Consider the following 23740-nt stretch of genomic DNA (forward strand, 5'->3'; position numbering starts at 1 on the left):
GAGCCCTCAGAAGGGCTTGCGAACATTTTTTGCGACCAAACAGGCGAGTAAACAAATGTTCAGGTTCTGTTAAGCGACCAAACGGTCGGTTCAGGGTAGGCTAATCGGGTGAGTTCAGACATTCGTAAGCATGCGGGCCCCCGCGAGTGGGGCGCCCTCGTCGTATTAACCCTCGCGGTCGGGCTGATCGCCATTGACGGCACCGTACTCGGCCTCGCCGTACCAGCGCTCTCGGCCGACCTGAAACCGACGGCAACCCAGATCCTGTGGATCGGCGACATCTATTCCTTTGTGATAGCCGGTCTGCTCGTGACGATGGGCAATGTGGCCGACCTCATCGGCCGCAAACGACTGCTGCTCATCGGCAGTGTTGGCTTCGGCCTCGCCTCGGTGCTCGCCGCATACTCGCAAAGCGCAGAGATGCTTATCGCCGCGCGCGTGCTGCTCGGCGTGAGCGGCGCGACGCTCATGCCATCGACGCTCTCGCTGATCCGCAATATTTTTACCGTGCCAAAGGAACGCACCCGAGCTATCGCGGTGTGGTCAGTTGGCGCGACCGCTGGCTCGGCGCTCGGGCCGCTCGTCGGCGGTGCGCTGCTCGAACACTTCTGGTGGGGTTCGGTGTTTCTCATCAACGTGCCGGTCATGCTCGTGCTCGTGATCTTTGGTGCGTGGCTGCTGCCCGAGTCGAAGAACCCGAACGCACAGCCGCTCGACTTCATCTCTTCGCTGCTCTCGATCGTCGCGATCGTGCCCATCATCTATGTGATGAAGCAGCTCTTTGGCAAGGGCCTCAGCCCCGTGCTCGTGCCGCTCCTGCTCATCGGGCTGCTCGCCGGCTGGGCCTTCGTGCGCAGGCAGAAGCGGCTCCCGGTGCCGCTCGTCGACATCACGCTCTTTAAGATTCCCGCGTTCTCGGGCGCGATCTTCTCGAACATGATCGCGATCTTCGCCTTCAGCGGGCTGCTCTTCTTCTTCTCGCAGTACCTGCAGCTCGTGCGCGGCTTCTCGCCACTACAGGCAGGGCTGGCCGAGCTGCCGCTGACGATCGCCGCGATCACCGTCGTCTTTCTCATCGGGTTCTTCATGCGCACGCTGGGGCTTGGCCGCTCGATCGCGGTCGGGCTGTGGCTCGGCGGCATCGGGCTCTTTGCCCTGGCTGTTGCCGAAGGCCTCAGCGACTACGTGTGGATGGCGGCCGTGCTCGTCGTCATTGGCCTCGGCGTCGGCGTCGCCTCGACGCTCTCGACCGATGCGGTGGTGGGCTCGGTGCCGCGTGAGCGTGCGGGTGCGGCCTCATCGGTCTCTGAAACCGCCTTCGAACTTGGCGTGGCGCTCGGCATCGCGGTGCTCGGCTCGCTCCAAACGGTCTTCTACCGTGCCCACCTTGCAGTGCCTGAAGGGACCCCGAAGGGTGCTGCTGATGCGCTGAACGAGTCGCTCGCGACCGCTGACGGCGTACTGCACGGTCAGGGCGGCGGGGCAGAGGCACTGCTTGAAATGGCGCGCGCCGCGTTCACCGACGCCATGCAGTTCACCTCGGTCATTGCCGGAGTGATCACCCTCGTAGCCGGCTTTATCGCCTGGAAGCTCATTCCGTCGTCGGTCGATGACATCACGGGCCCCATCGAGGTCGTCAGCGAGGAGGAACGGTGAGCCAGGTCAACCAGGTCAGGGACGCCGAGCGCACAAAGCGCCACATCCTCGACAGCACCGTACGGCTCCTCTCGGCCGAGGGTACGGGGGTCACGCTCGCGCGCATCGCGCAAGACGCGGGCGTCTCGAAGGGGGGCCTGCTGCACCACTTCGAGAACCGCGATCATCTGCTCTACGCGGCGCTCATCGACGCGAACGAGCGCTTTCGTGAAGAGGTCATGCAGTTCGTCGATCTCTCAGAAAACGTTCCAGGCAAGGTGTTGCGCGCCTACGTGCGGGCCCTCTGTGGCGGCAGCGAGTTCGTGATGCGTGCGTTCTCGAGCTCTGGCTTGTGGACCCAACTGCAGAGCTACGCGGGCGCCAAAGAGATCTTTCAGAGCGACTCGGTGCAGTGGGAGACCGATCTTGCTGCCGACGGTCTCGACGACGACGTCATTCTCATCGTTCGCCTCGCAGCAGAGGGCGCGGTGGGGGCTTGGCTCGTTGAATCAACCTTCAGCGACGATCACCTCGTGCGGGCAAGGGATCGGCTGGTTGAACTGACCTTGCCTGATGGCGACCAGCCCGCGAGCTTGAGAACGCCCGGTAATTAGGCGCCGCGGTGCTCGATGCGCAGTGAGACCTGCTCGCGCAGGTAACGGTCGAAGGGCACGAGACTTGCTCCCACCATGCGCGGGTTCCAGCGAATCATGAGCGTATCGCCCTCGGTGCTCAGAAGCGATCCGCCTGCCAAAGGCTCGCCGGGCTCAAGCGTGATCGGCTCCGAATCGAAATAGATCACTTCGCCCGGCGTGAAGCCGCTCTCTGAAGCGACGCGCGTGAGCTCGCGGCGTCGCTCGCGCTCGGCTGAGACGTGGCCGGGGTAGCCGGGGGCAACCGCACGCGTCGTCTCGCCGATAGTCATGAGCGACTGTTCAGGGGTCAGCAAAAGAACACCCAGCGGCCAGGCCCACGCGACGTCTTCAAAACGTGCTTTCTGGGTGAGCAGCAACCGCTTTCTTGGCGCGACGTACTGGGCGACGCGAACGGTTGGCAAATCGGCCTCGGTGAGCGCTTCAACGGCCCAGGCGAGTGACGCCTGGGCCGCAGCGCAGTGTTCTTCGGTGAGCAACTGGTTATACCCCGTAGTACAGATCGAACTCGTAGGGATGCGGGCGTAGCGACATGGGCTCGAGTTCGAGCGTGCGCTTCATCTCGACCCAGCTCTCGATGAGCGCGGGGGTAAATACCTCGCCACGCGTCAAGAACTCGTGATCGGCCTCGAGGCAGGTGAGGGCCTCTTCGAGATTTGCCGGGAGCATGCGAATATCGCGCGCCTCCTCGGCGCTCAGCGAGTACAGGTCTTTGTCGACCGGGGCAGGCGGCTCGATGCGGTTTTCAATGCCGTCGATGCCGGCCATGAGCTGTGCGGCGAACGCGAGGTAGGGGTTGCCCGAGGCGTCCGGCGCGCGAAATTCGATGCGCTTAGCCTTGGGGTTTGAGCCCGTGATAGGAACGCGGATCGCTGCCGAGCGGTTACCCTCTGAATACACGAGGTTAATGGGGGCTTCGAAGCCCTTCACGAGTCGACGGTAGCTGTTCGTCGTCGGATTCGTGAAGGCGAGCAAAGCGGGAGCGTGGTGCAGAATGCCGCCAACGAACCAGCGTGCCGTGTCAGAGAGCCTTGCGTACCCCTCGGCGTCGTAGAAGAGCGGCTCACCGCCCTTCCAGAGGGACATGTGCGTGTGCATGCCCGAACCGTTGTCGCCGAAGACTGGCTTTGGCATGAAGGTTGCCGTTTTGCCGTGTTGGTCGGCGGTGTTCTTGACGATGTACTTGAACTTCTGCATGTCATCGGCTGCCTGCACGAGGGTGCCGAAGCGATAGTTGATCTCGGCCTGCCCGGGCGCACCAACCTCGTGGTGCGCGCGTTCGACCGTCATGCCCGCCTCGATGAGGTGCAGCGAGATCGCGTCGCGCAGGTCGGCCTGCTTGTCCTGTGGTGAGACGGGGAAGTAGCCGCCCTTTTCGTTGATCGTGTGGGCCAGGTTGTGGCCGTCACGGGTCGCGCCCGAGTTCCAGTAGGCCTCGTTTGAGTCGATCTCGACGAGCGAGCGGCGAGGAGTTACCTCGTGGCGTACGTGATCGAAGATGTAAAACTCGGCCTCGGCGCCGAAAAATGCCGTGTCGGCGATGCCGGTTCCCGCGAGGTACGCCTCGGCGCGTTTCGCGACCTGGCGCGGATCGCGCTCGTACATGGTGCCCGTACGAGGGTTCCTAATGTCGCACACGATGACAAGGGTGCGGGCGACGCGGAACGGGTCGATATAGGCACTCGTGAAGTCGGGAATGAGCTGCATGTCTGACTCGTGAATACCGGCGAAGCCTCGCAACGATGACCCGTCAAACATCTGGCCGGTGTCGAAGAAGTCGTCATCAACCGTCTGCGCAGGCACATTAAAGTGGTGCTGGCCGCCAGGCAAATCTGAGAGGCGGATGTCAAGAAACTTGACGTCGGTTTCCTTGATAAAGCGAATAACTTCGGCTGGGCTCTGAAACATTGAGTTTCCTTAACTGTTTGACCGCGTACGGATCAGCGGTACAGCCATAATTCTAAGCACGAAAGGCGTGCGGGCGCTGAAAGAAACGCACGCACGCCTTTCACAAGTGGGCATCGCCGGGTTCGATAGAATCGAGCACATGGCCAACCCACGTACCCCTCAGAAGTTCGGTGACCTTGAACCCAGCGCATGGCCGGGTGAACGGCTTGGGCTTCCCAACGAGGGTCAGTTCTCGATCGGTCGCGTCGGCAGGCGCGTCGGAGCGATCATTATTGACTGGGTTGCAGCCCTCATGATCACGATGCTTATTCCTGTTTCGGGCTCGGCCGAGGGCTTCGTGACCGGCGCGATTTTCGCCGTCATGCAGATCATCTTCATCCCGACCATTGGCGGATCGGTGGGACACCGTGCCATGGGCATGCGCGTCATCAAGCTCGGTGGCGGCTGGGTCGGCGTGTGGCGACCCGCTGTGCGCACGCTGCTGCTCATGCTCATTCTGCCCGTTATCGTGTGGGATTCAGACCAGCGCGGCTTCCACGACAAGATTGCCGGCACGGTGCTCGTTCGCGCGTAAAGCGCGATGTGCCGCTGAGCGGCAGCCGCGCTCCACAGTGGGGCGCGGCTGCATTGCAACGAACAACCGCCCCGAGCGTAGCCGCCCGAAAGCGAAAGCCCCGATCTCTACGATGAGACCGGGGCTTTCGCTTTGCCCCGTGGCATGGGAGCCAGGCAAGGGGCGGGTGGTTGATTTAGCGTGGGCGCTGAGCGCGCGCACGCATGGGGTCGATGCCCTTGGGAATGCCCATGGGGCCGTTCTGCTGCAGCGACATGAGTCGGTTCTGAATCTGCGTGACCTGAGCTCGCTTGAGCGTCTTCGGCATCTTCACGAGCGTGCGTGAGAGACGTTCGAGGGGCACCTGGCCCTCTTCAACGCCGACGGTGAGGTGCGTGACCTTCACGTTCGGGAGAATGCGCTTGACCTTGCGCTCTTCGTCACCCCGCAGTCGCTGCATACGTGACTCTGAACCCTCGGTGATGAGCACGATGCCACCGCGGCCAACCACACGGTAAATTGCCTCTTGGGTGCGCGGGTTCACGGCGACGGGCATTTCAGTGCCCTGCCAGCCGCGACGCAGGGCGTTTTGAATCACGGCCCCAACGGCGCCGGTTTGCCCAGCGATTTGGCGGTATGCGGTTCGCTCTGCGCGTCGACCAAGCACGATCATCGCGAGCAGAACGCCCACGAGAATGCCCGTGATCGGCCAGAGGATCATCGAAGCGATGCCGCCCTTGAGCAGTACCGCGACGAGAACACCAGCGAGAATCGGCAGAATCAACGAGAGCAGTACGAGAGCGGTGAGTTGCTTATCGTGCTTGCCCGTGGTCTGAAAGACCTGCCACATCTGCTTAATGCGGCCCGGTTCTTTCGGCGCGCTCGTCTTCTTGTCTTTAGCCATACCTCATAGGATACCGGTTCTCGGCGCCTCGTATGTTCACCGTTCACCACAGACGTAAAAACCCGTGTGGTGCTTCACCTGTGAACGATGACCGGAGGTGCTTCACACTCCGTCATGCTGATGGCATGCACACGAATGACCTGCGGGTACGAAGGCTCTCACACCTCGTCTGGTTACTCATCGAGGTGCTGCGGCTCGGTGCGCTCATGCGGGAGGAAGGGAAGTGCCTCGGTAACCTGCGCTTGAGGCACCTCGAGGTGGTCGATCAGCGGCTTCGTCGTGCTCAATCGACGATTGCTAGCCGAGCCCGAGACCGGTTTGCTTCGTGGATTCACGAGGCAGCACGGTGGCAACGGGTGAGCCATGACGCTGGCTGCGGGGTGGTGGGCGTCCCGCAACGAACGCTCCTCGCGCTCCTGAAAGCCTGCGATGGAGTGCACGGCAGGCTGCTCGTCGAAGAGGCCATCGTGCGTGGCGTTCGTGACGCGGTGGCCGGGGCAGAGGGGCGCGTTATTGCTCTCGAGCAATGGCGCAGTGTGCAGCCTGAGGTTTCGGTCGAGAAGCTCATTATCGATGAACTAGCCCTTGTCGCGCATCCCAGGCCACCTCACGATACAGCGGCGCCCCGGCAGTCGAAAGTGCCGGGGCGCCGTGAAACGAAACTCGGGAGGTCTTAGATTCCCAGGTTTGCTGCGAAGTTACCCTCTTCGAGGCGGTTCTTCAGCTGGGTCAGGAACCGGGCTGCGTCTGCGCCATCGATGATGCGGTGGTCGTACGAGATAGCGAGGAACACCGTCGAGCGGATCGCGATAGCGTCGCCCTCGGGGCCGCTCACGACGGCTGGCTTCTTCACGACTGCGCCAGTGCCAAGAATGGCGCTCTGGGGCAGGAACACGAGGGGCGTGTCGAAGAGCGCGCCGCGTGAACCGGTGTTCGTGAGGGTGAAGGTGCCGCCCGCAAGCTCATCTGGGCTGAGCTTGTTGTCGCGGGTACGTGCCGCGAGGTCGGCGATCTCAACCGCGATCTCAGCGAGGTTCTTATCACCCGCGTTGCGCAGAACGGGGGTAAGCAGGCCACGCTCGGTGTCTACCGCGATGCTGAGGTTCTCAGTCTCGGGGTACACGATGTTCGTGCCGTCAACCGTTGAGTTGATGATCGGGTAGGTGCGCAGGCCCTCTGCCGCAGCCAGTGCGAAGAAGGGCAGGAACGAGAGCTTTGCGCCGGTCTTGGCGAGGAACTCGTCTTTGTGCGCCTGGCGGAAGGCCGCCACGCGAGTCACATCGACCTCAACCATGGTGGTCAGCTGAGCGGTCGTGTTGAGTGATTCAACTGCGCGCTCTGAGATCACGCGGCGAAGACGGCTCATGCGTGCCGTTGTACCGCGAAGCTCTGAAACCTCGACCTTGGTTGCCGCTGCCGGTGCTGATGCGCCAGCTGCTGCGGGAGCTGAGGTCTGTGCGGCCTGAACGTCTTCCTTGCGAATGCGGCCGCCGGTTCCGGTGCCCTTCACGGTCGAAAGGTCAACGCCAAGCTCGCGTGCAAGCTTGCGCACGATCGGGGTGACGTAGCCGGCGGTTGCGGCGGCGCCAGCGGGTGCCTGCGCGGCAGCAGGAGCGGGAGCTGCGGGAGCAGCGGGTGCGGCTGGAGCTGCAGGTGCCGCTGGAGCGGCAGGGGCCGCGGGCGCAGCGGGGGCTGCTGCAGGAGCAGCCGGAGCTGCGGGCGCAGCTGCAGGTGCTGCCTGCGCGGCTGGCGCTGGTGCTACCGCCGGGGCTGGTTCTGCTACGGGCTCAGCGGGAGCCGCCGCGGGTGCCTGGCCACTGCCAACACGGGCGAGCACGGCGCCGACCTCGGCGGTCTCGTCTTCGCCAACGAGAATCTGGGCGAGAATGCCTGCGACGGGTGAGGGGATCTCGGTGTCGACCTTGTCGGTCGAGACCTCGAGCAACGGTTCGTCGACCGCGACCTCTTCGCCTACCTGCTTGAGCCAGCGGGTAACGGTGCCCTCGGTGACGCTTTCACCCAGTGCGGGAAGAACGATGTCTTCGGCTGCGCCAGCAGCGGGAGCTGACGATGCAGCGGGAGCAGCAGCCTCGGGAGCGGGCGTCTCGGCTGTAGCCTCAGCAGCGGGCGCAGCCGCTGGCTCTGCAGCAGGTTCTGCTGCTGGAGCCTCGGGCGCAGCGCCCTGGCCTGAGCCATCGCCGACAACAGCGAGCACAGCGCCGACCTCGGCGGTCTCGTCTTCGTCTACGAGAATCTGCTCAAGAACGCCTGCGACAGGTGAGGGAATCTCGGTGTCGACCTTGTCGGTCGAGACCTCGAGCAACGGTTCGTCGACCGCGACCTCTTCGCCTACCTGCTTGAGCCAGCGGGTAACGGTGCCCTCGGTGACGCTTTCACCCAGTGCGGGAAGAACAATGTTCTCACTCATAAAAATTTCTCCTAGAAAAGTGCGGCGACTTACATCGTGTGCAGGGGCTTGCCTGCAAGGTTGAGCATTGCCTCTGCGATAGCTTCGTTCTGGCTCGGGTGCGCGTGAATGAGCGGTGCCATGTCTTCTGGCGTCGCCTCCCAGTTCACAATGAGCTGCGCTTCACCAATGAGCTCACCAACACGGCCGCCGATCATGTGCACGCCGACGACAGGGCCGTCGTTCTCGCGCACGACCTTGACGATGCCGCCGGTGCCGATGATTTCGCTTCGTGCGTTACCCGCGAGGTTGTACTCGAAAGCGGTAACGTTCTCAGCGCCGTAAAGCTCTTCGGCCTTCGCCTGGCTGAGGCCGACCGAGGCAACCTCGGGCTCGCAGTAGGTGATCTTCGGAATATTGACGTCTTCGATGATGACGGGGTTCAGACCGGCGATCTCTTCAGCGACGAAAATGCCCTGCTGGTAGCTGCGGTGTGCGAGCTGGAGACCGGGAACAATGTCGCCGATGGCCCAGACGCCGGGAACGTTGGTCTGCAGGCGCTCGTTCGTGAGAACAAAGCCGCGATCCATCGTGATACCGGCTTCTTCGAAACCGTTGCCCGCGGTCGCAGGGCCGCGGCCTACAGCGACGAGCAGGTAGTCTGCCTCGATCGTCGTGCCGTCTTCGAGCGTGATGACAACGCCGTTCTCGTCTTGCGTAACGCCCTGGAAGCGAACGCCAAGCTTGTAGTTGATCTTGCGCTTGCGGAAGGCGCGCTCAAGCTGCTTCGAGAGCGTCGCGTCTTCGTTGGGAACAAGGTTGGGCAGGCCCTCGATAATCGTGACCTCTGCGCCAAATGACTTCCAAACGCTCGCGAACTCAACGCCGATAACGCCGCCACCGAGAATGGCAACGCTGCCGGGAATCTCTTGCATCTGGAGGGCATGCTCGCTCGTGATCACGCGGCCACCAATTTCGAGACCGGGCAGCGAGCGTGAGTATGAGCCCGTGGCCAGAACGACGTTCTTGCCGACGTACTGATCGTCGCCAACCTGTACGGTGTTGGGCGCGACAAGCTTGCCCTCGCCGTCGACGACGGTGATGTTGCGGGCTTTGATGAGGCCCTGCAGGCCCTTGAACTTCTTGGAGACGATGCCATCGCGAAACGCGCCAACGGCTTCGATGTCAATGCCCTTGAACTCTGAAACGACGCCCCAGTGTGCGCTGTCGCGTGCAACCTCGGCGACCTCTGCAGCCTGCAGCATCGCTTTGGTGGGAACGCAGCCACGGTGAAGGCAGGTGCCTCCAAGCTTGTCCTTTTCAATAACGACAGCGGTCATGCCGAGTTCAACAGCGCGGATCGCTGTTGCGTAACCGGCGCTTCCGCCACCTAAAACAACAATGTCAAAGTTTTGAACGGCCAAGTGTGTTCTCCCTAGCTGGTGGTAGTTGCATCGAGATGCGGGTGGGTCCGTGTCAGATTGTGGTCGAACACGTTTCACTCCTTCGACAAGCCTACTACTCTGAGCAGTCCGATAGGACATGGTAATGCGCCATGAGCGAAACTCATCCGTCCCTGCATGGGGATTCAGGAGCGCTCTTTAGAATATGGGTGTGGATAAGTCACTGTACTCAGTAGTTCATGCGGAGCGGCTCGAGCGCGCGCCCAGGGGCCTGCCGCTGATTATTTCACTCGAGGGTTTTAGCGACGCGGGCAACGCGGTTGATCAGCTCATGGACCATATCTTGAGCGACGAATCGATGACACTCCTCGCCGAGTTCTCGAACGACGTCTTTCTCGATTATCGAGCGAGGCGCCCAACGATCACCTTCATTAAAGATCATCTTGCCGACTACCAGCCCAAAAAGCTTTCGCTGTACCTTGGCGAAGATGAGATCGGTGAGCCGTTCCTGTTTCTTGCCGGCTACGAACCCGATTTTCGCTGGGAGACGTTCGTACGTGAGGTCTCCTGGATCGTGCAAGAGTTCCGCGTAACCGTCACAACCTGGGTGCATGCGATTCCGATGCCTGTTCCTCACACGAGGCCCATTGGCGCAACCGTGAGCGGATCGAAACAACCGCTCATCGACGCAACGAGCATTTGGCAGCCGACGACGCAACTTTCGGCTTCGGTTGGGCACGCGATTGAATATGCGCTCTTTCGTGCGGGGCACGAGGTTGTGGCATTCGTGTTACTTGTCCCGCACTACCTTGCCAACACGCAGTACCCGCACACGCTCACCGCGAGCCTGAAGAACATCATGAATGCGACAGGGCTGCTCTTTTCGACGGCAGAAGTTGAAGCTAGAGAAGACGCGTTTACTCGTCAGGTCACCGAGCAGATTCGTGAGAACGGAGAGTCGCTAGAGATGGTCGAAGCGCTCGAGCAACGCTACGACGACTTTGTGCGGGAGCGCGTTCGTGAGGCGAGCGAAACTGACGAGCCAGATTCGCTTGCCGAGGCTGAAGAGTTGCCAACGGCAGACCAACTTGCGACGCAGCTTGAAGAATACTTGGCGCGATACTGGGGTGAGAACCCTCAGGAGGGTAACGGTCCCGGCATCGCTGGAATGTAGCACTGGTTGAGCGCTCCCTGGGAGCCGTCACGGGGTCTTGACGTGTTCTCGGCTATAATGAAAGGGAAACCTGTGCCAACTGCTGTTGAAAAACACCAGACTTGACACGGGCTTTAGGAGTTTATGCGCGTTTCGCTGATCTACAGCGAAGCGCTTGGCACGTACTAACACAGAGAGGCGGCTGCGTGGCCACTGAAACCTCAGCGAAGGTGTCTGAAGAGACCCCCGCCAAGAAGACCACGGCTAAGAAGACCACTACGACCGCGGCCAAGAAAACCACCGCGGCTAAGAAGACAACAGCCACCGCAACGAAAAAGGCAGCAGAAGAGAAGGCAGAGAAGAAGCCTGCAGCGAAGAAACCCGCTGCAAAGAAGGCTCCTGCCGCGAAGGCTAAGCCCAAGACTACGAAGTCGAAGAAGGCTGCAGAGGCTGAAGAGTTCGAAGAACTTGAAAACGACGCCGAAGGCACCGAAGTTGACGAAGACCTCGAGGCAAGCGACGAAGAAGAAGCCGAGACCGAAGAGAAGGCAAAGCCTGAGTCGGTTGAGCCTTTGCCTACCGGCGCGATCGTACTGAAGGCCTCTGACGAGGTCGATGTCCCCACCGTTACGACGGCGATTCCCGGTGCAACAGCCGACCCGGTGAAGGACTACCTCAAGCAGATCGGTAAGGTCGCGCTGTTGAACGCGGCCGAAGAAGTCGAGCTCGCGATGCGTATCGAAGCCGGCCTCTTCGCCGAAGAGAAGCTCGCAACCGAGACAGACCTTTCGAAAAAGCTCACTCGCGAGCTGAAGTGGGTTGCTCGTGATGGACGCAAGGCGAAGAGCCACCTGCTCGGCGCCAACCTGCGACTCGTTGTCTCGCTCGCGAAGCGCTACACGGGCCGCGGTATGCAGTTCCTCGACCTCATTCAAGAGGGAAACCTCGGCCTCATTCGCGCGGTTGAGAAGTTTGACTACACCAAGGGCTTTAAGTTCTCGACCTACGCCACCTGGTGGATTCGTCAGGCGATTACGAGGGCGATGGCAGACCAGGCCCGTACGATTCGTATTCCTGTTCACATGGTTGAGGTCATCAACAAGCTCGCGCGCGTACAGCGCCAGATGCTCCAGGACCTTGGTCGCGAACCAACCCCTGAAGAGTTGAGCCAGGAGCTCGATATGACCCCTGAAAAGGTCATTGAAGTGCAGAAGTACGGCCGCGAGCCGATCTCACTGCACACCCCGCTTGGTGAAGACGGCGATAGCGAATTCGGCGACCTCATCGAAGATACCGAAGCGGTCGTTCCGGCCGACGCGGTTGGATTTACGATGCTACAGCAGCAGCTTGAGTCGCTGCTCGACTCGCTCTCAGAGCGTGAGGCGGGCGTGATCCGCATGCGTTTCGGCCTGGGCGACGGGATGCCGAAAACGCTCGACCAGATCGGTGACACTTTCGGAGTGACCCGTGAACGTATTCGTCAGATTGAGTCGAAGACGATGGCGAAGCTTCGCCACCCGTCACGCTCGCAGCAGCTGAAAGATTACCTCGAGTAATACTCGGGGCACAGAGAAAGGGCCTGGTCGTTTTACCGGCCAGGCCCTTTCTGTTGATCATCGCACCGTGGCGATAACCGATTGATGCGTCTCGTTACGATTCGAGCTTGTGCGTCTCGTCGTGCCAGAAGTCTGCAATTGATTTGAGCTTAGCCTCATGCTGTTTGGCGTGATGGCCGCAGAAGAGGAGCTCGCTTCCTCCGAGCATCGCGCGCACGTAAGCCTGCGCCCCGCAGCTGTCACAGCGATCGAGGCCACTGAGCGTGCGCGTCGCAAGCTGCGCATCATCGGTCGCAGTTTCAACGCCGGTGTGCTCCATCGTGGGTTGTTCTGTTGTAGTCATGATCGAACTCCCTCCTCTTGTGTGTGACCCTATCCAAGCACAGAAAACCTATAGGTATGAGAATAACGTGGTGTATTTCGCGGGGAGCGTACTGCTTCGCACGATACTCGCCGCTCGCCTGTGCAGAGATGTCTGGGGTGTGAAGTACGCTATGTGGATAGTCTCAGAAAGGTACTAATGTGGCTGAATCAAGCTATTCCGCGCGACACCTAACCGTGCTCGAGGGGCTCGAAGCGGTTCGCAAACGACCCGGTATGTATATCGGGTCGACCGATTCGCGTGGTCTCATGCACTGCCTCTGGGAAATTATTGACAACTCAGTTGATGAGGCGCTCGGCGGCTACGGCGATCGTATTGAGGTGCGGCTGCACGCTGATGGAAGCGTGACCGTCACCGACGAGGGGCGTGGCGTTCCCGTCGACATCGAGCCTAAATCGGGCCTTTCTGGTGTCGAGCTGGTGTTCACGAAGCTGCACGCCGGAGGTAAATTCGGCGGTGGTGGCTACTCGAGCTCGGGCGGTCTGCACGGCGTCGGTGCTTCGGTCGTGAACGCACTTTCTGCAAGGCTTGACGTTGAGGTTGATCGCGACGGTAAGAGCTGGGGCATGTCGTTTAGGCATGGTGAGCCGGGCACCTTCGCCGGTGACGAGCCGACGAGTGCTTTCTCGCCTTTCACCGATGCGTCAAAGCTCACGGCAAAAGGCAAGGTAAAGAAGGGCGTTACCGGCACCAGGGTTCGCTACTGGGCCGACCCAGAAATCTTCCTGCCGACTGCGCAGTTCGAGCTTGACGCGCTCAAAGAGCGTGCCCGACAGACCGCATTTCTTGTGCCGGGGCTCGAGATTATTGTTGCTGACGAGCGCGGTGAAGAACCGGTGGTTGACAGCTTCAAGTTCGATGGCGGCATCTCAGAGTTTGTCGAATACCTCGCCGTTGACGGCCCCGTCACCGACGTCTGGCGCATGACCGGTTCCGATACCTTCAGCGAGAAGATCCCCGTGCTGAACGAAGCGACGGGCCACATGGATCTGCAAGAGGTCGAACGCGAGTGCGAGGTCGACATCGCACTGCGCTGGGGCACTGGCTACGAGACTGAAATCCGAAGCTTCGTGAACATCATTGCGACGCCGAAGGGCGGCACCCACCTTGCTGGTTTTGAGCAGGGCCTCGTGCGGTTCTTCCGGAAAGAGATCGAGAAAAACGCTCGCCGGTTGAAGGCCGGCAGCGATAAGCCAGAAAAAGATGATCTGCTCGCGGGCCTCACCGCCGTGGTGACGGTGCGCTTTCCCGAACCGCAGTTTGAGGGGCAGACGAAAGAGGTCTTGGGTACGGCAGCGATCCGCTCAATCGTGCAAAAACAGCTGACGAACCACCTCTCAACGCTCTTCGAGTCTGCGAAACGCACCGACAAGGCTCAGTGCGCGCTGCTGCTCGAGAAGATGGTCTCAGAGATGAAGTCGCGCATCTCTCTTCGTGCTCAGCGTGACACGCAGCGGCGCAAATCATCGCTCGAAAGCTCGAGCTTGCCAGCCAAACTCATTGACTGCAGATCGCGCGACGTTGAAGGCACTGAGCTCTTCATCGTCGAGGGCGACAGCGCCCTCGGTACGGCGCGCCCCGCTCGTGACAGCGAGTTTCAGGCTCTGCTGCCCATTCGCGGCAAGATTCTTAACGTGCAGAAAGCGTCACTCGCCGACATGCTGTCGAACGCTGAGTGCAGCGCGATCATCAAGGTGATCGGTGCCGGCTCTGGTCGCGACTTCGACCTTGACGCCGCCAGGTACGGGCGAGTGATCCTCATGAGCGACGCCGACGTCGACGGCGCGCACATTCGAACGCTCCTGCTCACCCTCTTCTTCCGGTACATGCGACCCATGCTCGAGGCAGGGCGTGTGTTTGCGGCGGTTCCGCCGCTCCACCGGGTGGTCGTGCAAAACAGCGGGCGTAAACCGAACGACCTTATTTACACCTACAGCGAGCGCGAACTCGAGGTGCTGCTGAAAGACCTCAAGAAGCGGGGCAAGAAGTACCAGGAGCCCATTCAGCGATACAAAGGTCTCGGCGAGATGGACGCTGATCAGCTGGCCGAGACGACCATGGATCGCGACAAGCGCACGCTGCGACGCGTTGGCGTTGCTGACGCACAGCAAGCGTCGCGCGTCTTTGAGCTCCTCATGGGCAACGAGGTGGCCCCTCGAAAAGAATTTATTATCGATCACGCCGACGACCTCGACCAAGAGCGAATCGACGCGTAGGCAGGATCATGCAAACGCACACTACTCAGGCGGCCCCTGTGGGCAGCGGCAAAACTCACGCGAAGGTCATCGTGCTTGGCGAGCACTCGGTTGTCTACGGCAACCCCGCCATCGCGTTTCCGGTGCTTTCGCTCGAGCTTGAGGCCAAGGTGACGGTCTCGGGAGAGGGGCACCGGGTAATTACCCCGTTCCACTCGCTCGACCGCGAGACGGCACAAACCGTCGAACTTGAACGCAAGCTTTCTGAGATCGCGCTGAGCAACACGCTCGAGTTTCTCGAAGAAGCTCCGAGCGGTATTGAGGTGCGAGTGAGCGGGCTCATTCCTCCCGCTCGCGGTCTCGGGTCAAGCGCGGCGGTTGCGGGCGCGATCGCCCAGGCGGTTTCGCGTGCGTACGGACGTGAACTGAGTCGTGACGAACGTTTTGAACTTGTGCAGTCGGTCGAACGGGTAGCCCATGGTACCCCGAGCGGACTTGATGCCTACGCGACAACCGAGGCAGGGCCGATCTGGTTTGAAAAAGGCGAGGCTAAGCCCCTGCGCGTACTCAGCGAGCCGCGGCTGCTCGTCGCCGACACCGGCATCGTCGGGCACACCGCAGAAGCGGTGCGTCGCGTTCGAGCCCTGCACGATGAGAACCCACCCCGTGTTGAAGCCCTACTGGCCGAGGCCGCGCAACTCGCGCAAGACGCCGGAACCGACCTTGCAGAGGGCGATCATGAGCGGCTCGGCGCGAAGATGGATCGCAACCACGAGATTCTGCGGGAACTCGGCGTGAGTGCTGATCCACTCGAATCACTCGTGAAGGCTAGTAAAGACGCGGGCGCGCTCGGCGCCAAGCTCACCGGCGGCGGGCTTGGCGGTTGCATGGTCGCCCTCGTCGGTTCAGAACGAGACGAGCACACGGTACGCAACGCGCTCCTGAGCGCGGGTGCGAAAAACGTCTGGCCAGTGCACAAGGAGCAATCATGAGCACCGCAATCGCGCAGCCGAACATCGCCCTCATTAAGTACTGGGGCAAGGTTGACGAGGAGCTCATTCTTCCCGCAACCGACAGCATTTCACTGACGCTCGACGGCTTTCCGACGACCACCACGGTTGAACTGAGTGATGACGAACTCGATACCATCGTGCTCAACGGTCGACAGCTCACCGAAGCCGAAACGATGCGCATGCGCCGCGTGCTCGACCGGGCCAGAGAGCTCTCGGGAGACCATAGAGCGGCCTCAATCACCTCGACCAACACGATCGCTACGGCAGCGGGGCTCGCGTCTTCAGCGGCGGGTTTCGCCGCACTCGCGACCGCGGTCAACAATGCGTATGCGCTCGGTCTTGATGCGACGGGCGTTTCTCGTCTCGCGAGGCTCGGCTCGGGCTCAGCCTCTCGATCAGTATTCGGAGGCATGGTGCGCTGGCACCGGGGGCACGACGACCTCACCTCGTACGCCGAACCAATCGACTGGAACGGCCCTGACCTCGCCCTCGTTATCGTGCAGCTGAGCGCGGCGCAAAAGGCGATTTCTTCACGCGTGGGTATGACGAGAACGATCGAGACCTCACCCTTTTACGAAGGCTGGGTCACCTCGAATCAACGGCTCGTCGAACAGGCCATGGCGGCCGTTGCTGAGGGCGAACTTGCTGAGCTCGGCCAGCTCACCGAACTCAGCACGATGCGCATGCACGCCTCGATGCTCGGCGCGGTGCCGCCGATTCGCTACCTCACCGGCGAAAGCTTCACCGTGCTTGACGCAGTTGCTGAACTGAGAAATGAAGGCTTGACCGCGTACGCGACCGCTGACGCGGGCCCCAACATCAAGGTACTCACGACGGTTGCCGAACTCGACGATGTTCACGCCTGGCTGTCAGAGCGTTTTCCCCAAGCGACAACACTCACCTCTCGTCTCGGGGCTGGCGCCCATCTCACCGAAGCTGCGGTGGCATGACCCGCTATTCGGCCCAGGGCAAGCTCTACCTCGCCGGGGAACACGCGGTGGTTACCCCAGGGCAACCCGCGATACTCATGGCGGTCGACCGGCTCATGCACGTCGACGTCGCCGAAGTACCCACCGGAGAAGCCGGAGCGTGGGGAAGAGTGCACTCGACGCACTACGTAGATCCGCCTCGCTGGAGCGCGAACGCCGACGGCGAGATTCGCTTTGCTGATCCAGAAACCGAGCGAATACCAGACCTTGTTTCTGAGACGCTCGTGCGCACCGCAGAGCTCGCCAGGGCTCGCAATCTTATTCCCCGAGCGCTTGAGCTCACCATTACGAGCGAGCTCGTCGACGCGCACGGCACCAAATTTGGGCTTGGATCGAGTGGCGCCGTCACCGTGGCGCTCGTGCAGGCACTCGCTCAGTCATGGCGGCTCGAACTCACCGACGAAGAGCGCTACCGTCTCGCCCTTCTCATCACGCTCAGGTTTTCACCGCACGCGTCTGGCGGCGACCTTGCAACGAGCACACTCGGCGGCTGGGTACGCTATGCAGCTCCCGACCGAGAAGCGGTCGCCGTGATGCTCGCAGAGCGCGGCCTCGTTGCCACGCTCGAGGCAGACTGGCCAGGACTCGAACTGAGGAGCCTCCCCGTACCTCGATCGGTGCAGTGGGCGGTTGGCTGGACGGGCAGCCCGGCCGACACCGACACCCTCGTAGCAGAGCAACGCTACGATGCGGCATCACGCGAGCAATTCCTCACCGAGTCACGGGCGGCGGTTGACGATCTCACTCGAGCGGTCGAACGCGACGACGCCGAAGCGATTCTTCAAGGCTATGCCGCCTCTCGCGACGCGCTGCTCGGGTACGACGCCCGAGGCAACGGCGGCATCGAGACGATGAAGCTTCGAAAACTGCGTGAAATCGCCGAAAACGAGGGCGCTATTGCCAAACCCTCGGGAGCTGGCGGCGGCGACTGCGGCGTTGTAATGTGCGAGAGGCATAGAGAACTCCATAGAATGAAGAGTGAGTGGCACAAAGCAGACATCACCGAGCTTAGCCTCTCGGCCTATCTTCAGGAGGAGTCCCGATGAATCACGCAAATGTGACGACTTCAGCCTCCCGAAAAGATGATCACGTGCGGCTCGCTACCGAACAAGCCGATGCTCGCCAGCAACCGGGCGACTTTGATGATGTCACATTCATGCATCATGCGCTTGCCGCGGCCGACTTCGACTCGGTGACGACCGAGACCCAGATTTTCGACGGTTCATGGGGAAGCCCCATTTACATCAATGCCATGACGGGCGGATCAGCATCGACCGGCCGCATCAATGAGTCGCTCGCCCGTGTTGTCGCCGAGACCGGAACCGCGATCGCCTCGGGCTCGATGAGTCACCTCTTGAAAGACGAGGCCTCGGCCTCAACCTTCACCTCGCTGCGTAAACTCAACCCCAACGGCTTCGTGTTCGCGAACCTCAGTGCAAACGCAACCGTCGCCGAGGCCCGTCGCGTGGTCGACGCGGTCGAGGCGAACGCCCTGCAAATTCACATCAACAGTGCACAAGAGATCGTGATGCCAGAGGGCGACCGAAGCTTTGGCCACTGGACTGAGAACATTGCGGCGATTGTGACCGCCGTAGGTGTTCCCGTGGTCGTCAAAGAGGTCGGGTTCGGGCTGAGCGCCGAGACCGTTGCGCAGCTCGCTGCCCTCGGTGTTCGCTACGTCGACGTCAGCGGCCGCGGAGGAACGAACTTTGCCGCGATCGAAAACGCGCGTCGCGACCAGAACGACTATGCGGCCCTGCTCTCGTGGGGTCAGAGCACCGCCAACTGCCTCGTCGACGTTGCCGAGACCGCTGAGCGCGAGAGCGTCACGGTTTTAGCCTCCGGGGGAGTACGTGGCCCGCTCGACGTAGCCAAGGCGCTCAGCCTCGGCAGCGTCGCCGTCGGGGTCGCGGGAGGCTTTCTTCATGTCTTGCAGCGAGAAGGTGAGGCGGCTCTCATTGCTGAGATCCACCGCTGGAATGCACAGCTCCGTGCGATCCAGGCACTCACCGGCGCGGCGCGCCCGAGCGATTTACTGCGAAGCGACCTGCTCATCACCGGTGGTGTTGCAGAGTTCGCACGACTCAGGGGAATCGACATTACTCACTATGCCCAGCGTGGCGCGCACAAACGTAGGAGCTTGCATGACGGCTGATGAACCAGAGCAGTTATTTGCCCCGGTGCCACTTCGGTGGCTCGGGCCCATTCGTATCGGTGGCAACGTGTTTCAGGGCGAGCAAGAGGTTCCTCTCGCGACCTACGAAACGACCCTGTGGCCGTCGGTGAGGCGCGGTGCGCACGTTTCAACCCTTGTTGAGGGCGGCATTCAGTGCACCCTCATTGACGAGCGCATGACGCGTTCGGTGCTCTTCGAGTGCGGAACCGCCGCGGCGGCATACGAGGCTGCCCAGCGGATCACAGCGAGCGAAGAGCAACTCGCGCAGGTTGTGACCGAGACGAGCCGCTTTGCAAAGCTCATTCGCATCAACACTGAAATCGTGGGCAACCTGCTCTTCGTGCGCTTCGAATTCACGACGGGTGACGCTGCCGGCCACAACATGGTCACGCTCGCCTCAGAAAAGCTCATGGACGCGATCTTGCGTGACCAGCCGACCCTTCACTATGGGTCGATCTCGGGCAACCTCTGCACCGATAAGAAAACCTCGGCGGTCAACGGTATCTGGGGTCGCGGTAAAAACGTCGTTGCTGAGATTCTCATTCCCAAAGAACTGCTTGAGCGTCGCCTGCGCACGACCGCACACGAAATGGAACAGCTCAACATTCGCAAGAATCTCGTTGGTGGCACGGTCGCGGGAAGCCTGCGTTCGGCCAACGCGCACTACGCGAATATGCTGCTCGGCTTCTACCTCGCAACGGGGCAGGATGCCGCAAATATCGTTGAGGGGTCGCAGGGAATTACCCACGCCGAGAACCGAAATGGCGACCTCTACTTCTCATGCACGATCCCCAATCTCATTGTCGGATCTGTAGGAAACGGTAAGGGCTTAAGCCTGATTACAGAAAACCTTGAGAGACTGGGATGTCGAGAAGAGGCACACGCTGGCGAAAATGCACGTAAGCTTGCTGTGTTGTGTGCCGCCACCGTGTTATGTGGCGAGCTATCGTTGATGGCAGCCCAGACGAACCCGGGCGAACTTATGGCGGCCCATGTGAAATTTGAAAGAGAGTCAAAATGAAGATCGGGATCCACGACATCGCCGCGGCAACTGGAAGTCTGGTTCTCGATTTAGCTGAGATCGCGACGAACACCGGCACTGACCTCGCAAAGTTTCATCGCGGCATCGGCCAGTTCGAGATGAGCATCAACACGGTTGATGAAGACATCGTCACGATGGCGGCTCGCGCGGCGAAGCCCATTCTTGACCGTCACGGCAGCGACAACATTCGCACCATTCTCTTTGCCACGGAGTCAGGCGTTGACCAGTCGAAGTCGGCCGGTGTCTTCCTGCACGGCCTCCTCGGCCTTCCCGGAAACTGCCGCGTCGTCGAGCTCAAAGAAGCCTGCTACTCGGCAACAGCCGCGCTGCAGTTCGCCGTTGCCATGGTTGCCCGCAAGCCCGAAGAGAAGGTGCTCGTGATCGCGAGCGACATCGCCCGTTACGAGCTCGACTCGAGCGGCGAGCCAACGCAGGGCGGCGGCGCGGTCGCAATGCTCGTGAGCGCCGACCCGGCCCTTTTCGAGATCGAGCCGGCAACGGGACTCTGGACGAGCGACGTCATGGACTTCTGGCGCCCGAACGACCGCTCAACCGCGGTCGTCGACGGCCACTACTCGATGCAGGTGTACCTCGACAGCGTTGGCAAAGCATGGAGCGACTTCCAGCAGGCCGGCGGCAACAGCTTCGACGAGATCGACTACTTCTGCTACCACCAGCCCTTCACCCGCATGGCGGTCAAGGCGCACCGTCGCCTCACCGAGATTTGCGAGGTCGAAGACGTCGATGCCTCGGTTGCGACCCTCGAACCGACGATGATCTACAACCGTAGGCTCGGCAACAGCTACACCGCCTCGGTCTTCTTCGCGCTCCTGTCACTGCTCGATAACAGCGAGAACCTCGCTGGCAAGCGTGTTGGCCTCTTTAGCTACGGATCGGGCGCAGTCGCAGAGTTCTTCACGGGCATCATTCCCGAGGGCTACGAGAAGCACCTCCGCGTTGCACACCACGCCGAGATGCTCGACCAGCGCACGAACATCGATTACGCCGACTACCGTGCCCGTCACGCAGCCTACGACGAGCTCACCGGCAGCTACGAGACCGAGCGACAGACGAACGGCGACTACCGCTTCGCGGGCGTCGTTGACCACAAACGCCAGTACCGCAACGCCGAGTAGTGCGTCGCGGGTAGAGCGCGCTAGAGCGGGCATCGCCCCGTAAGCGCCTCCACAACGTCAAGAGGGGCCCCACAGTGGTGAATCACTGGGGGCCCCTCTTCGTGTGTACGACGCCGCTACGGCGCGCACAGGAGCGCTCGGAGCCGGGCTCTACTCGGCCTCGGCGGTCGGCGCACTCCCGACATAGGCGATATCACCGTCGTGCTGCAGGTAGCCTGAGCCGTCACGGCGCCCAAGTTCTTCGGGGAGCTCGCGCACCTCGCCGTTCTCACCGAGGGCACGAGGCTCGCCGGCGCCGATCCACGCCGCACACAAGCGATCTTCGCCCTTGAGGAAGCGGTGAGCTCGAACGCCGCCGGTTGCGCGCCCCTTTGCAGGGAACTCTGCGAAGTCAGAGACCTTCGTGCTGCATGAGGCAACACCGGGGAGCGAGTCAGCCCCCTGCGCCACGGTCACGACCTGAGCCTCTGTCTCCTCGGGCAAAGCTGCAGCGAAGAGCACCGCAGCACCAGCCTTGACGTTCATGCCGTTCATGCCGCCCGCGCTGAGGCCCTGCGGTCGCACGAGCGATGCCGAGAAGCGCAGCAGCTGCGCGTCAGAGGTCACCGCAGCGAACTCGGTGTTGTCAGGGGCCTCGAAGACGCTCACGAGCACGTCGGAGTCTTTGAGCGTGATGATCTCGAAGGTGTCTTTGTTGGGCAGCGTATCGAGCGAGGTGCGCTTCACGACACCGTCCCGGGTGAACATGCCGATGGGGGTCTCTGAACCAAGCGCGACGAAACCGACCACGCGTGGGCTCTTCTTCTCATCGAGGCCGAGGTAGCGCTCGATGGGCACACCGGCCTCAAACGAGATGCTGTTTGCGGGCACATGCGGCAACTCGACGGGGGTGAAGCGGTGCACCGTTCCGTCGGCGAGCACAGCACCAATCTCGGCGCGCGTCGTCGTGTGAATCTCGCTGCGCACGGCACCGTGGGGTTTTGGGCGTTCGATCGCTGCGGTGAGCGTCGACTGGCCCTCGGCTGCCTCAGGCAGGTCGATGCGCAGGGCGAGGCCGGTTGCCGAGAGCAGCACGCGGCAGGGGGCGTCCTGTACCTCGAGCGCGGCCTTCTCTTTGCTGCGGGTCGGGCGCAAGACGGCACCCGTGAGGAGCGTGCGACGCGGGGTGCCGTAGCGCTCGGCCGCCTCGTCCATCTCTGAAGCGACGACGCCGTACAGACGGTCGCGGTCAGCGAGAATGGCCTGCAACGCTTCGATCTCGGCGATGAGCGCGGCCTGTTCGGTCTCGAGCTCGACCCGCGAAAACTTCGTGAGTCGGCGAAGTCTGAGCTCAAGAATGTACTCGGCTTGCAGATCAGAGAAGTCGTAGGCAGTCTTGAGACGGTCTTTTGCCTGCTCGGTGTTTTCGCTCGCTCGAATGATCTGAATGACCGCGTCAATGTCAACGATCGCAAGTAACATGCCTTCAACGAGGTGCAGCCGCTCTTTGCGCTTCGTGAGTCGGTGGTTGCTGCGGCGCGTAATGACGCTGATGCGGTGATCGAGAAAGACCCGCAGCATCTCTTTGAGACCGAGCGTCTGCGGTTGGCCGTCGACGAGCGCGACCGAGTTGATGCTGAACGAGTCTTCGAGAGGCGTCGTGCGATAGAGCTGCTCAAGCACGCCCTCTGGTGAGAAGCCGCTCTTGAGCGTGATGAGCATGCGCAGGCCGTTTTTGCGGTCGGTGAGGTCGACGACGTCGGCGATGCCCGAGATCTTCTTGTTCTCGACGCCGACCTTGATGCGCTCGATGACCCGCTCGGGCCCGACGAGGTAGGGAAGCTCGGTCACGACGAGGCCTGTGCGGCGTGCGCTCACCTTTTCGACGGTGACCTTCGCCCGGGTCTTGAACGCGCCGCGTCCCGTCTCGTAGGCCTCTTTAATGCCGTCGAGGCCGACGATAATGCCGCCGCCCGGAAGATCTGGGCCAGGAATGAACGACATGAGGTCTTCGGTGGTCGCCTGCGGGTTGTAGAGCAGGTGCTTCGCCCCCTCGACGACCTCGATGAGGTTGTGCGGTGCAAGGTTCGTGGCCATGCCAACGGCAATACCACTCGCGCCGTTGACGAGGAGGTTGGGCACGGCCGAGGGCAGCACGCCGGGTTGCATGAACTGGTTGTCGTAGTTCGGCACGAAGTCGACCACGTCTTCGTCGAGGTCGGCCGTCATCGCGAGGGCAGCGCCGGCGAGGCGGGCCTCGGTGTACCGCGAGGCGGCGGGCCCGTCATCGAGCGAGCCGAAGTTGCCGTGGCCGTCGACGAGGGGCAGGCGCATCGCGAAGGGCTGTGCGAGACGCACGAGCGCGTCATAGATCGACGAGTCGCCGTGGGGGTGCAGCTTGCCCATGACTTCACCCACGACACGTGCCGACTTCACGTGACCCTTGTCGGGGCGCAGCCCCATGTCGGTCATCATGTACAGAATGCGTCGTTGAACGGGCTTCAAGCCGTCGCGGGCGTCGGGCAGTGCGCGCGAGTAGATGACCGAGAGCGCGTACTCCAGAAACGAGGTCTCCATTTCGGCGAGAACATCGACATCTTCGATGCGTTCGCCGTGAAGGGGGTGCTGCTCGAGATCAAGCGAAGAATCTGACACT

20 protein-coding genes are annotated in these 23740 nt (G+C 61.6%); 13 read left to right on the top strand and 7 right to left on the bottom strand.

Going from position 1 to position 23740, the window contains the following annotated elements; all coding sequences use genetic code 11:
• The first annotated feature begins 108 nt into the window (after positions 1-108).
• Both JSO19_RS12585 and JSO19_RS12590 read left to right on the top strand, forming a co-directional pair.
• Positions 109-1656 carry an MFS transporter gene (locus tag JSO19_RS12585; RefSeq protein WP_270911997.1) on the top strand — a complete coding sequence of 516 codons (1548 nt, stop codon included), beginning with the start codon at positions 109-111 and terminating at the stop codon, positions 1654-1656.
• Positions 1653-2249 (top strand): TetR/AcrR family transcriptional regulator, encoded by a 597-nt coding sequence (locus tag JSO19_RS12590; RefSeq protein WP_270911998.1) that lies wholly within the window; start codon positions 1653-1655, stop codon positions 2247-2249. Before JSO19_RS12585 ends, JSO19_RS12590 begins: the two co-directional genes overlap by 4 nt.
• Here the strand turns inward: JSO19_RS12590 and JSO19_RS12595 are convergent.
• A complete protein-coding gene (locus tag JSO19_RS12595) occupies positions 2246-2767 on the bottom strand; it encodes a hypothetical protein (protein WP_270911999.1) in 522 nt (173 codons plus the stop codon). The two genes, JSO19_RS12590 and JSO19_RS12595, sit on opposite strands and share 4 nt — an antisense overlap.
• A gap of 4 nt (positions 2768-2771) precedes the next feature.
• Entirely contained in the window at positions 2772-4196 is a 1425-nt protein-coding gene (gene glnA, locus JSO19_RS12600) for a type I glutamate--ammonia ligase (RefSeq protein ID WP_270912000.1), read from the bottom strand.
• 139 nt (positions 4197-4335) lie between these two features.
• Between glnA and JSO19_RS12605 the strand changes: the two genes are divergently transcribed.
• Positions 4336-4770, top strand: a complete 435-nt coding sequence (locus JSO19_RS12605; RefSeq protein WP_217132442.1) for an RDD family protein — start codon at positions 4336-4338, stop codon at positions 4768-4770.
• Between the two features lie 175 nt (positions 4771-4945).
• On the opposite strand, the gene JSO19_RS12610 is transcribed toward JSO19_RS12605, so the two are convergent.
• Positions 4946-5653 carry a DUF4191 domain-containing protein gene (locus JSO19_RS12610; RefSeq protein ID WP_270912001.1) on the bottom strand — a complete coding sequence of 236 codons (708 nt, stop codon included), beginning with the start codon at positions 5651-5653 and terminating at the stop codon, positions 4946-4948.
• A gap of 125 nt (positions 5654-5778) precedes the next feature.
• Between JSO19_RS12610 and JSO19_RS12615 the strand changes: the two genes are divergently transcribed.
• A complete protein-coding gene (locus JSO19_RS12615) occupies positions 5779-6330 on the top strand; it encodes a hypothetical protein (protein ID WP_270912002.1) in 552 nt (183 codons plus the stop codon).
• On the opposite strand, the gene sucB is transcribed toward JSO19_RS12615, so the two are convergent.
• Together sucB and lpdA are read right to left on the bottom strand one after the other, a co-directional pair.
• Complete coding sequence (gene sucB / locus JSO19_RS12620) at positions 6327-8081, bottom strand: 2-oxoglutarate dehydrogenase, E2 component, dihydrolipoamide succinyltransferase (RefSeq protein WP_270912003.1); 1755 nt, start codon at positions 8079-8081, stop codon at positions 6327-6329. The genes JSO19_RS12615 and sucB overlap by 4 nt on opposite strands.
• A 29-nt stretch (positions 8082-8110) precedes the next feature.
• Positions 8111-9484 carry a dihydrolipoyl dehydrogenase gene (gene lpdA, locus JSO19_RS12625; RefSeq protein WP_270912004.1) on the bottom strand — a complete coding sequence of 458 codons (1374 nt, stop codon included), beginning with the start codon at positions 9482-9484 and terminating at the stop codon, positions 8111-8113.
• A gap of 190 nt (positions 9485-9674) precedes the next feature.
• Here lpdA and JSO19_RS12630 point away from each other — a divergent pair, with 190 nt between their 5' ends.
• Together JSO19_RS12630 and JSO19_RS12635 are read left to right on the top strand one after the other, a co-directional pair.
• Positions 9675-10637, top strand: coding sequence for a PAC2 family protein (locus JSO19_RS12630; RefSeq protein ID WP_270912005.1), 963 nt, complete (start codon positions 9675-9677; stop codon positions 10635-10637).
• Between the two features lie 185 nt (positions 10638-10822).
• Positions 10823-12172: an RNA polymerase sigma factor gene (locus tag JSO19_RS12635; RefSeq protein WP_270912006.1), complete on the top strand. Its 1350-nt coding sequence runs from the start codon at positions 10823-10825 to the stop codon at positions 12170-12172.
• Positions 12173-12266: 94 nt separating this feature from the next.
• Here the strand turns inward: JSO19_RS12635 and JSO19_RS12640 are convergent, their stop codons facing one another.
• Positions 12267-12491: a DUF7455 domain-containing protein gene (locus tag JSO19_RS12640; RefSeq protein ID WP_217132716.1), complete on the bottom strand. Its 225-nt coding sequence runs from the start codon at positions 12489-12491 to the stop codon at positions 12267-12269.
• Positions 12492-12694: 203 nt separating this feature from the next.
• On the opposite strand from JSO19_RS12640, the gene JSO19_RS12645 reads away from it, so the two are divergent.
• From JSO19_RS12645 to JSO19_RS12675, 7 genes are read left to right on the top strand one after another with little or no spacing between them, the layout of a single operon-like run.
• Positions 12695-14770, top strand: a complete 2076-nt coding sequence (locus JSO19_RS12645; protein WP_270912007.1) for a DNA gyrase/topoisomerase IV subunit B — start codon at positions 12695-12697, stop codon at positions 14768-14770.
• A gap of 8 nt (positions 14771-14778) precedes the next feature.
• Complete coding sequence (mvk, locus tag JSO19_RS12650; RefSeq protein ID WP_270912008.1) at positions 14779-15741, top strand: mevalonate kinase; 963 nt, start codon at positions 14779-14781, stop codon at positions 15739-15741.
• On the top strand, positions 15738-16712 hold the full coding sequence (gene mvaD, locus JSO19_RS12655) for a diphosphomevalonate decarboxylase (RefSeq protein ID WP_270912009.1): 975 nt from the start codon (positions 15738-15740) through the stop codon (positions 16710-16712). Before mvk ends, mvaD begins: the two co-directional genes overlap by 4 nt.
• A complete protein-coding gene (locus tag JSO19_RS12660) occupies positions 16709-17797 on the top strand; it encodes a phosphomevalonate kinase (protein ID WP_270912010.1) in 1089 nt (362 codons plus the stop codon). Before mvaD ends, JSO19_RS12660 begins: the two co-directional genes overlap by 4 nt.
• The gene (gene fni / locus JSO19_RS12665; RefSeq protein WP_270912011.1) at positions 17794-18906 is read left to right on the top strand and encodes a type 2 isopentenyl-diphosphate Delta-isomerase; all 1113 of its coding nucleotides are present in this window, start codon (positions 17794-17796) and stop codon (positions 18904-18906) included. The genes JSO19_RS12660 and fni overlap by 4 nt, the downstream gene beginning before the upstream one ends.
• A complete protein-coding gene (locus JSO19_RS12670; protein WP_270912012.1) occupies positions 18896-19948 on the top strand; it encodes a hydroxymethylglutaryl-CoA reductase in 1053 nt (350 codons plus the stop codon). Before fni ends, JSO19_RS12670 begins: the two co-directional genes overlap by 11 nt.
• Positions 19945-21105 carry a hydroxymethylglutaryl-CoA synthase gene (locus JSO19_RS12675; protein WP_217132420.1) on the top strand — a complete coding sequence of 387 codons (1161 nt, stop codon included), beginning with the start codon at positions 19945-19947 and terminating at the stop codon, positions 21103-21105. Before JSO19_RS12670 ends, JSO19_RS12675 begins: the two co-directional genes overlap by 4 nt.
• A gap of 150 nt (positions 21106-21255) precedes the next feature.
• Here JSO19_RS12675 and JSO19_RS12680 read toward each other — a convergent pair whose 3' ends face one another.
• Positions 21256-23739 carry a DNA gyrase/topoisomerase IV subunit A gene (locus tag JSO19_RS12680; RefSeq protein ID WP_270912013.1) on the bottom strand — a complete coding sequence of 828 codons (2484 nt, stop codon included), beginning with the start codon at positions 23737-23739 and terminating at the stop codon, positions 21256-21258.
• Between the last annotated feature and the right edge of the window lies 1 nt (position 23740).

Source organism: Leucobacter sp. UCMA 4100, assembly GCF_027853335.1.
Taxonomy (GTDB): domain Bacteria; phylum Actinomycetota; class Actinomycetes; order Actinomycetales; family Microbacteriaceae; genus Leucobacter_A.

What these genes read in the sequence shown, in the direction of transcription:
- glnA (WP_270912000.1), bottom strand. Translation starts at nt 4,196, where the DNA reads ATGTTTCAGAGCCCAGCCGAAGTTATTCGCTTTATCAAGGAAACCGAC.
- JSO19_RS12605 (WP_217132442.1), top strand. Translation starts at nt 4,336, where the DNA reads ATGGCCAACCCACGTACCCCTCAGAAGTTCGGTGACCTTGAACCCAGC.
- JSO19_RS12610 (WP_270912001.1), bottom strand. Translation starts at nt 5,653, where the DNA reads ATGGCTAAAGACAAGAAGACGAGCGCGCCGAAAGAACCGGGCCGCATT.
- JSO19_RS12615 (WP_270912002.1), top strand. Translation starts at nt 5,779, where the DNA reads ATGCACACGAATGACCTGCGGGTACGAAGGCTCTCACACCTCGTCTGG.
- sucB (WP_270912003.1), bottom strand. Translation starts at nt 8,081, where the DNA reads ATGAGTGAGAACATTGTTCTTCCCGCACTGGGTGAAAGCGTCACCGAG.
- JSO19_RS12640 (WP_217132716.1), bottom strand. Translation starts at nt 12,491, where the DNA reads ATGGAGCACACCGGCGTTGAAACTGCGACCGATGATGCGCAGCTTGCG.
- mvk (WP_270912008.1), top strand. Translation starts at nt 14,779, where the DNA reads ATGCAAACGCACACTACTCAGGCGGCCCCTGTGGGCAGCGGCAAAACT.
- mvaD (WP_270912009.1), top strand. Translation starts at nt 15,738, where the DNA reads ATGAGCACCGCAATCGCGCAGCCGAACATCGCCCTCATTAAGTACTGG.
- JSO19_RS12660 (WP_270912010.1), top strand. Translation starts at nt 16,709, where the DNA reads ATGACCCGCTATTCGGCCCAGGGCAAGCTCTACCTCGCCGGGGAACAC.
- fni (WP_270912011.1), top strand. Translation starts at nt 17,794, where the DNA reads ATGAATCACGCAAATGTGACGACTTCAGCCTCCCGAAAAGATGATCAC.
- JSO19_RS12670 (WP_270912012.1), top strand. Translation starts at nt 18,896, where the DNA reads ATGACGGCTGATGAACCAGAGCAGTTATTTGCCCCGGTGCCACTTCGG.
- JSO19_RS12675 (WP_217132420.1), top strand. Translation starts at nt 19,945, where the DNA reads ATGAAGATCGGGATCCACGACATCGCCGCGGCAACTGGAAGTCTGGTT.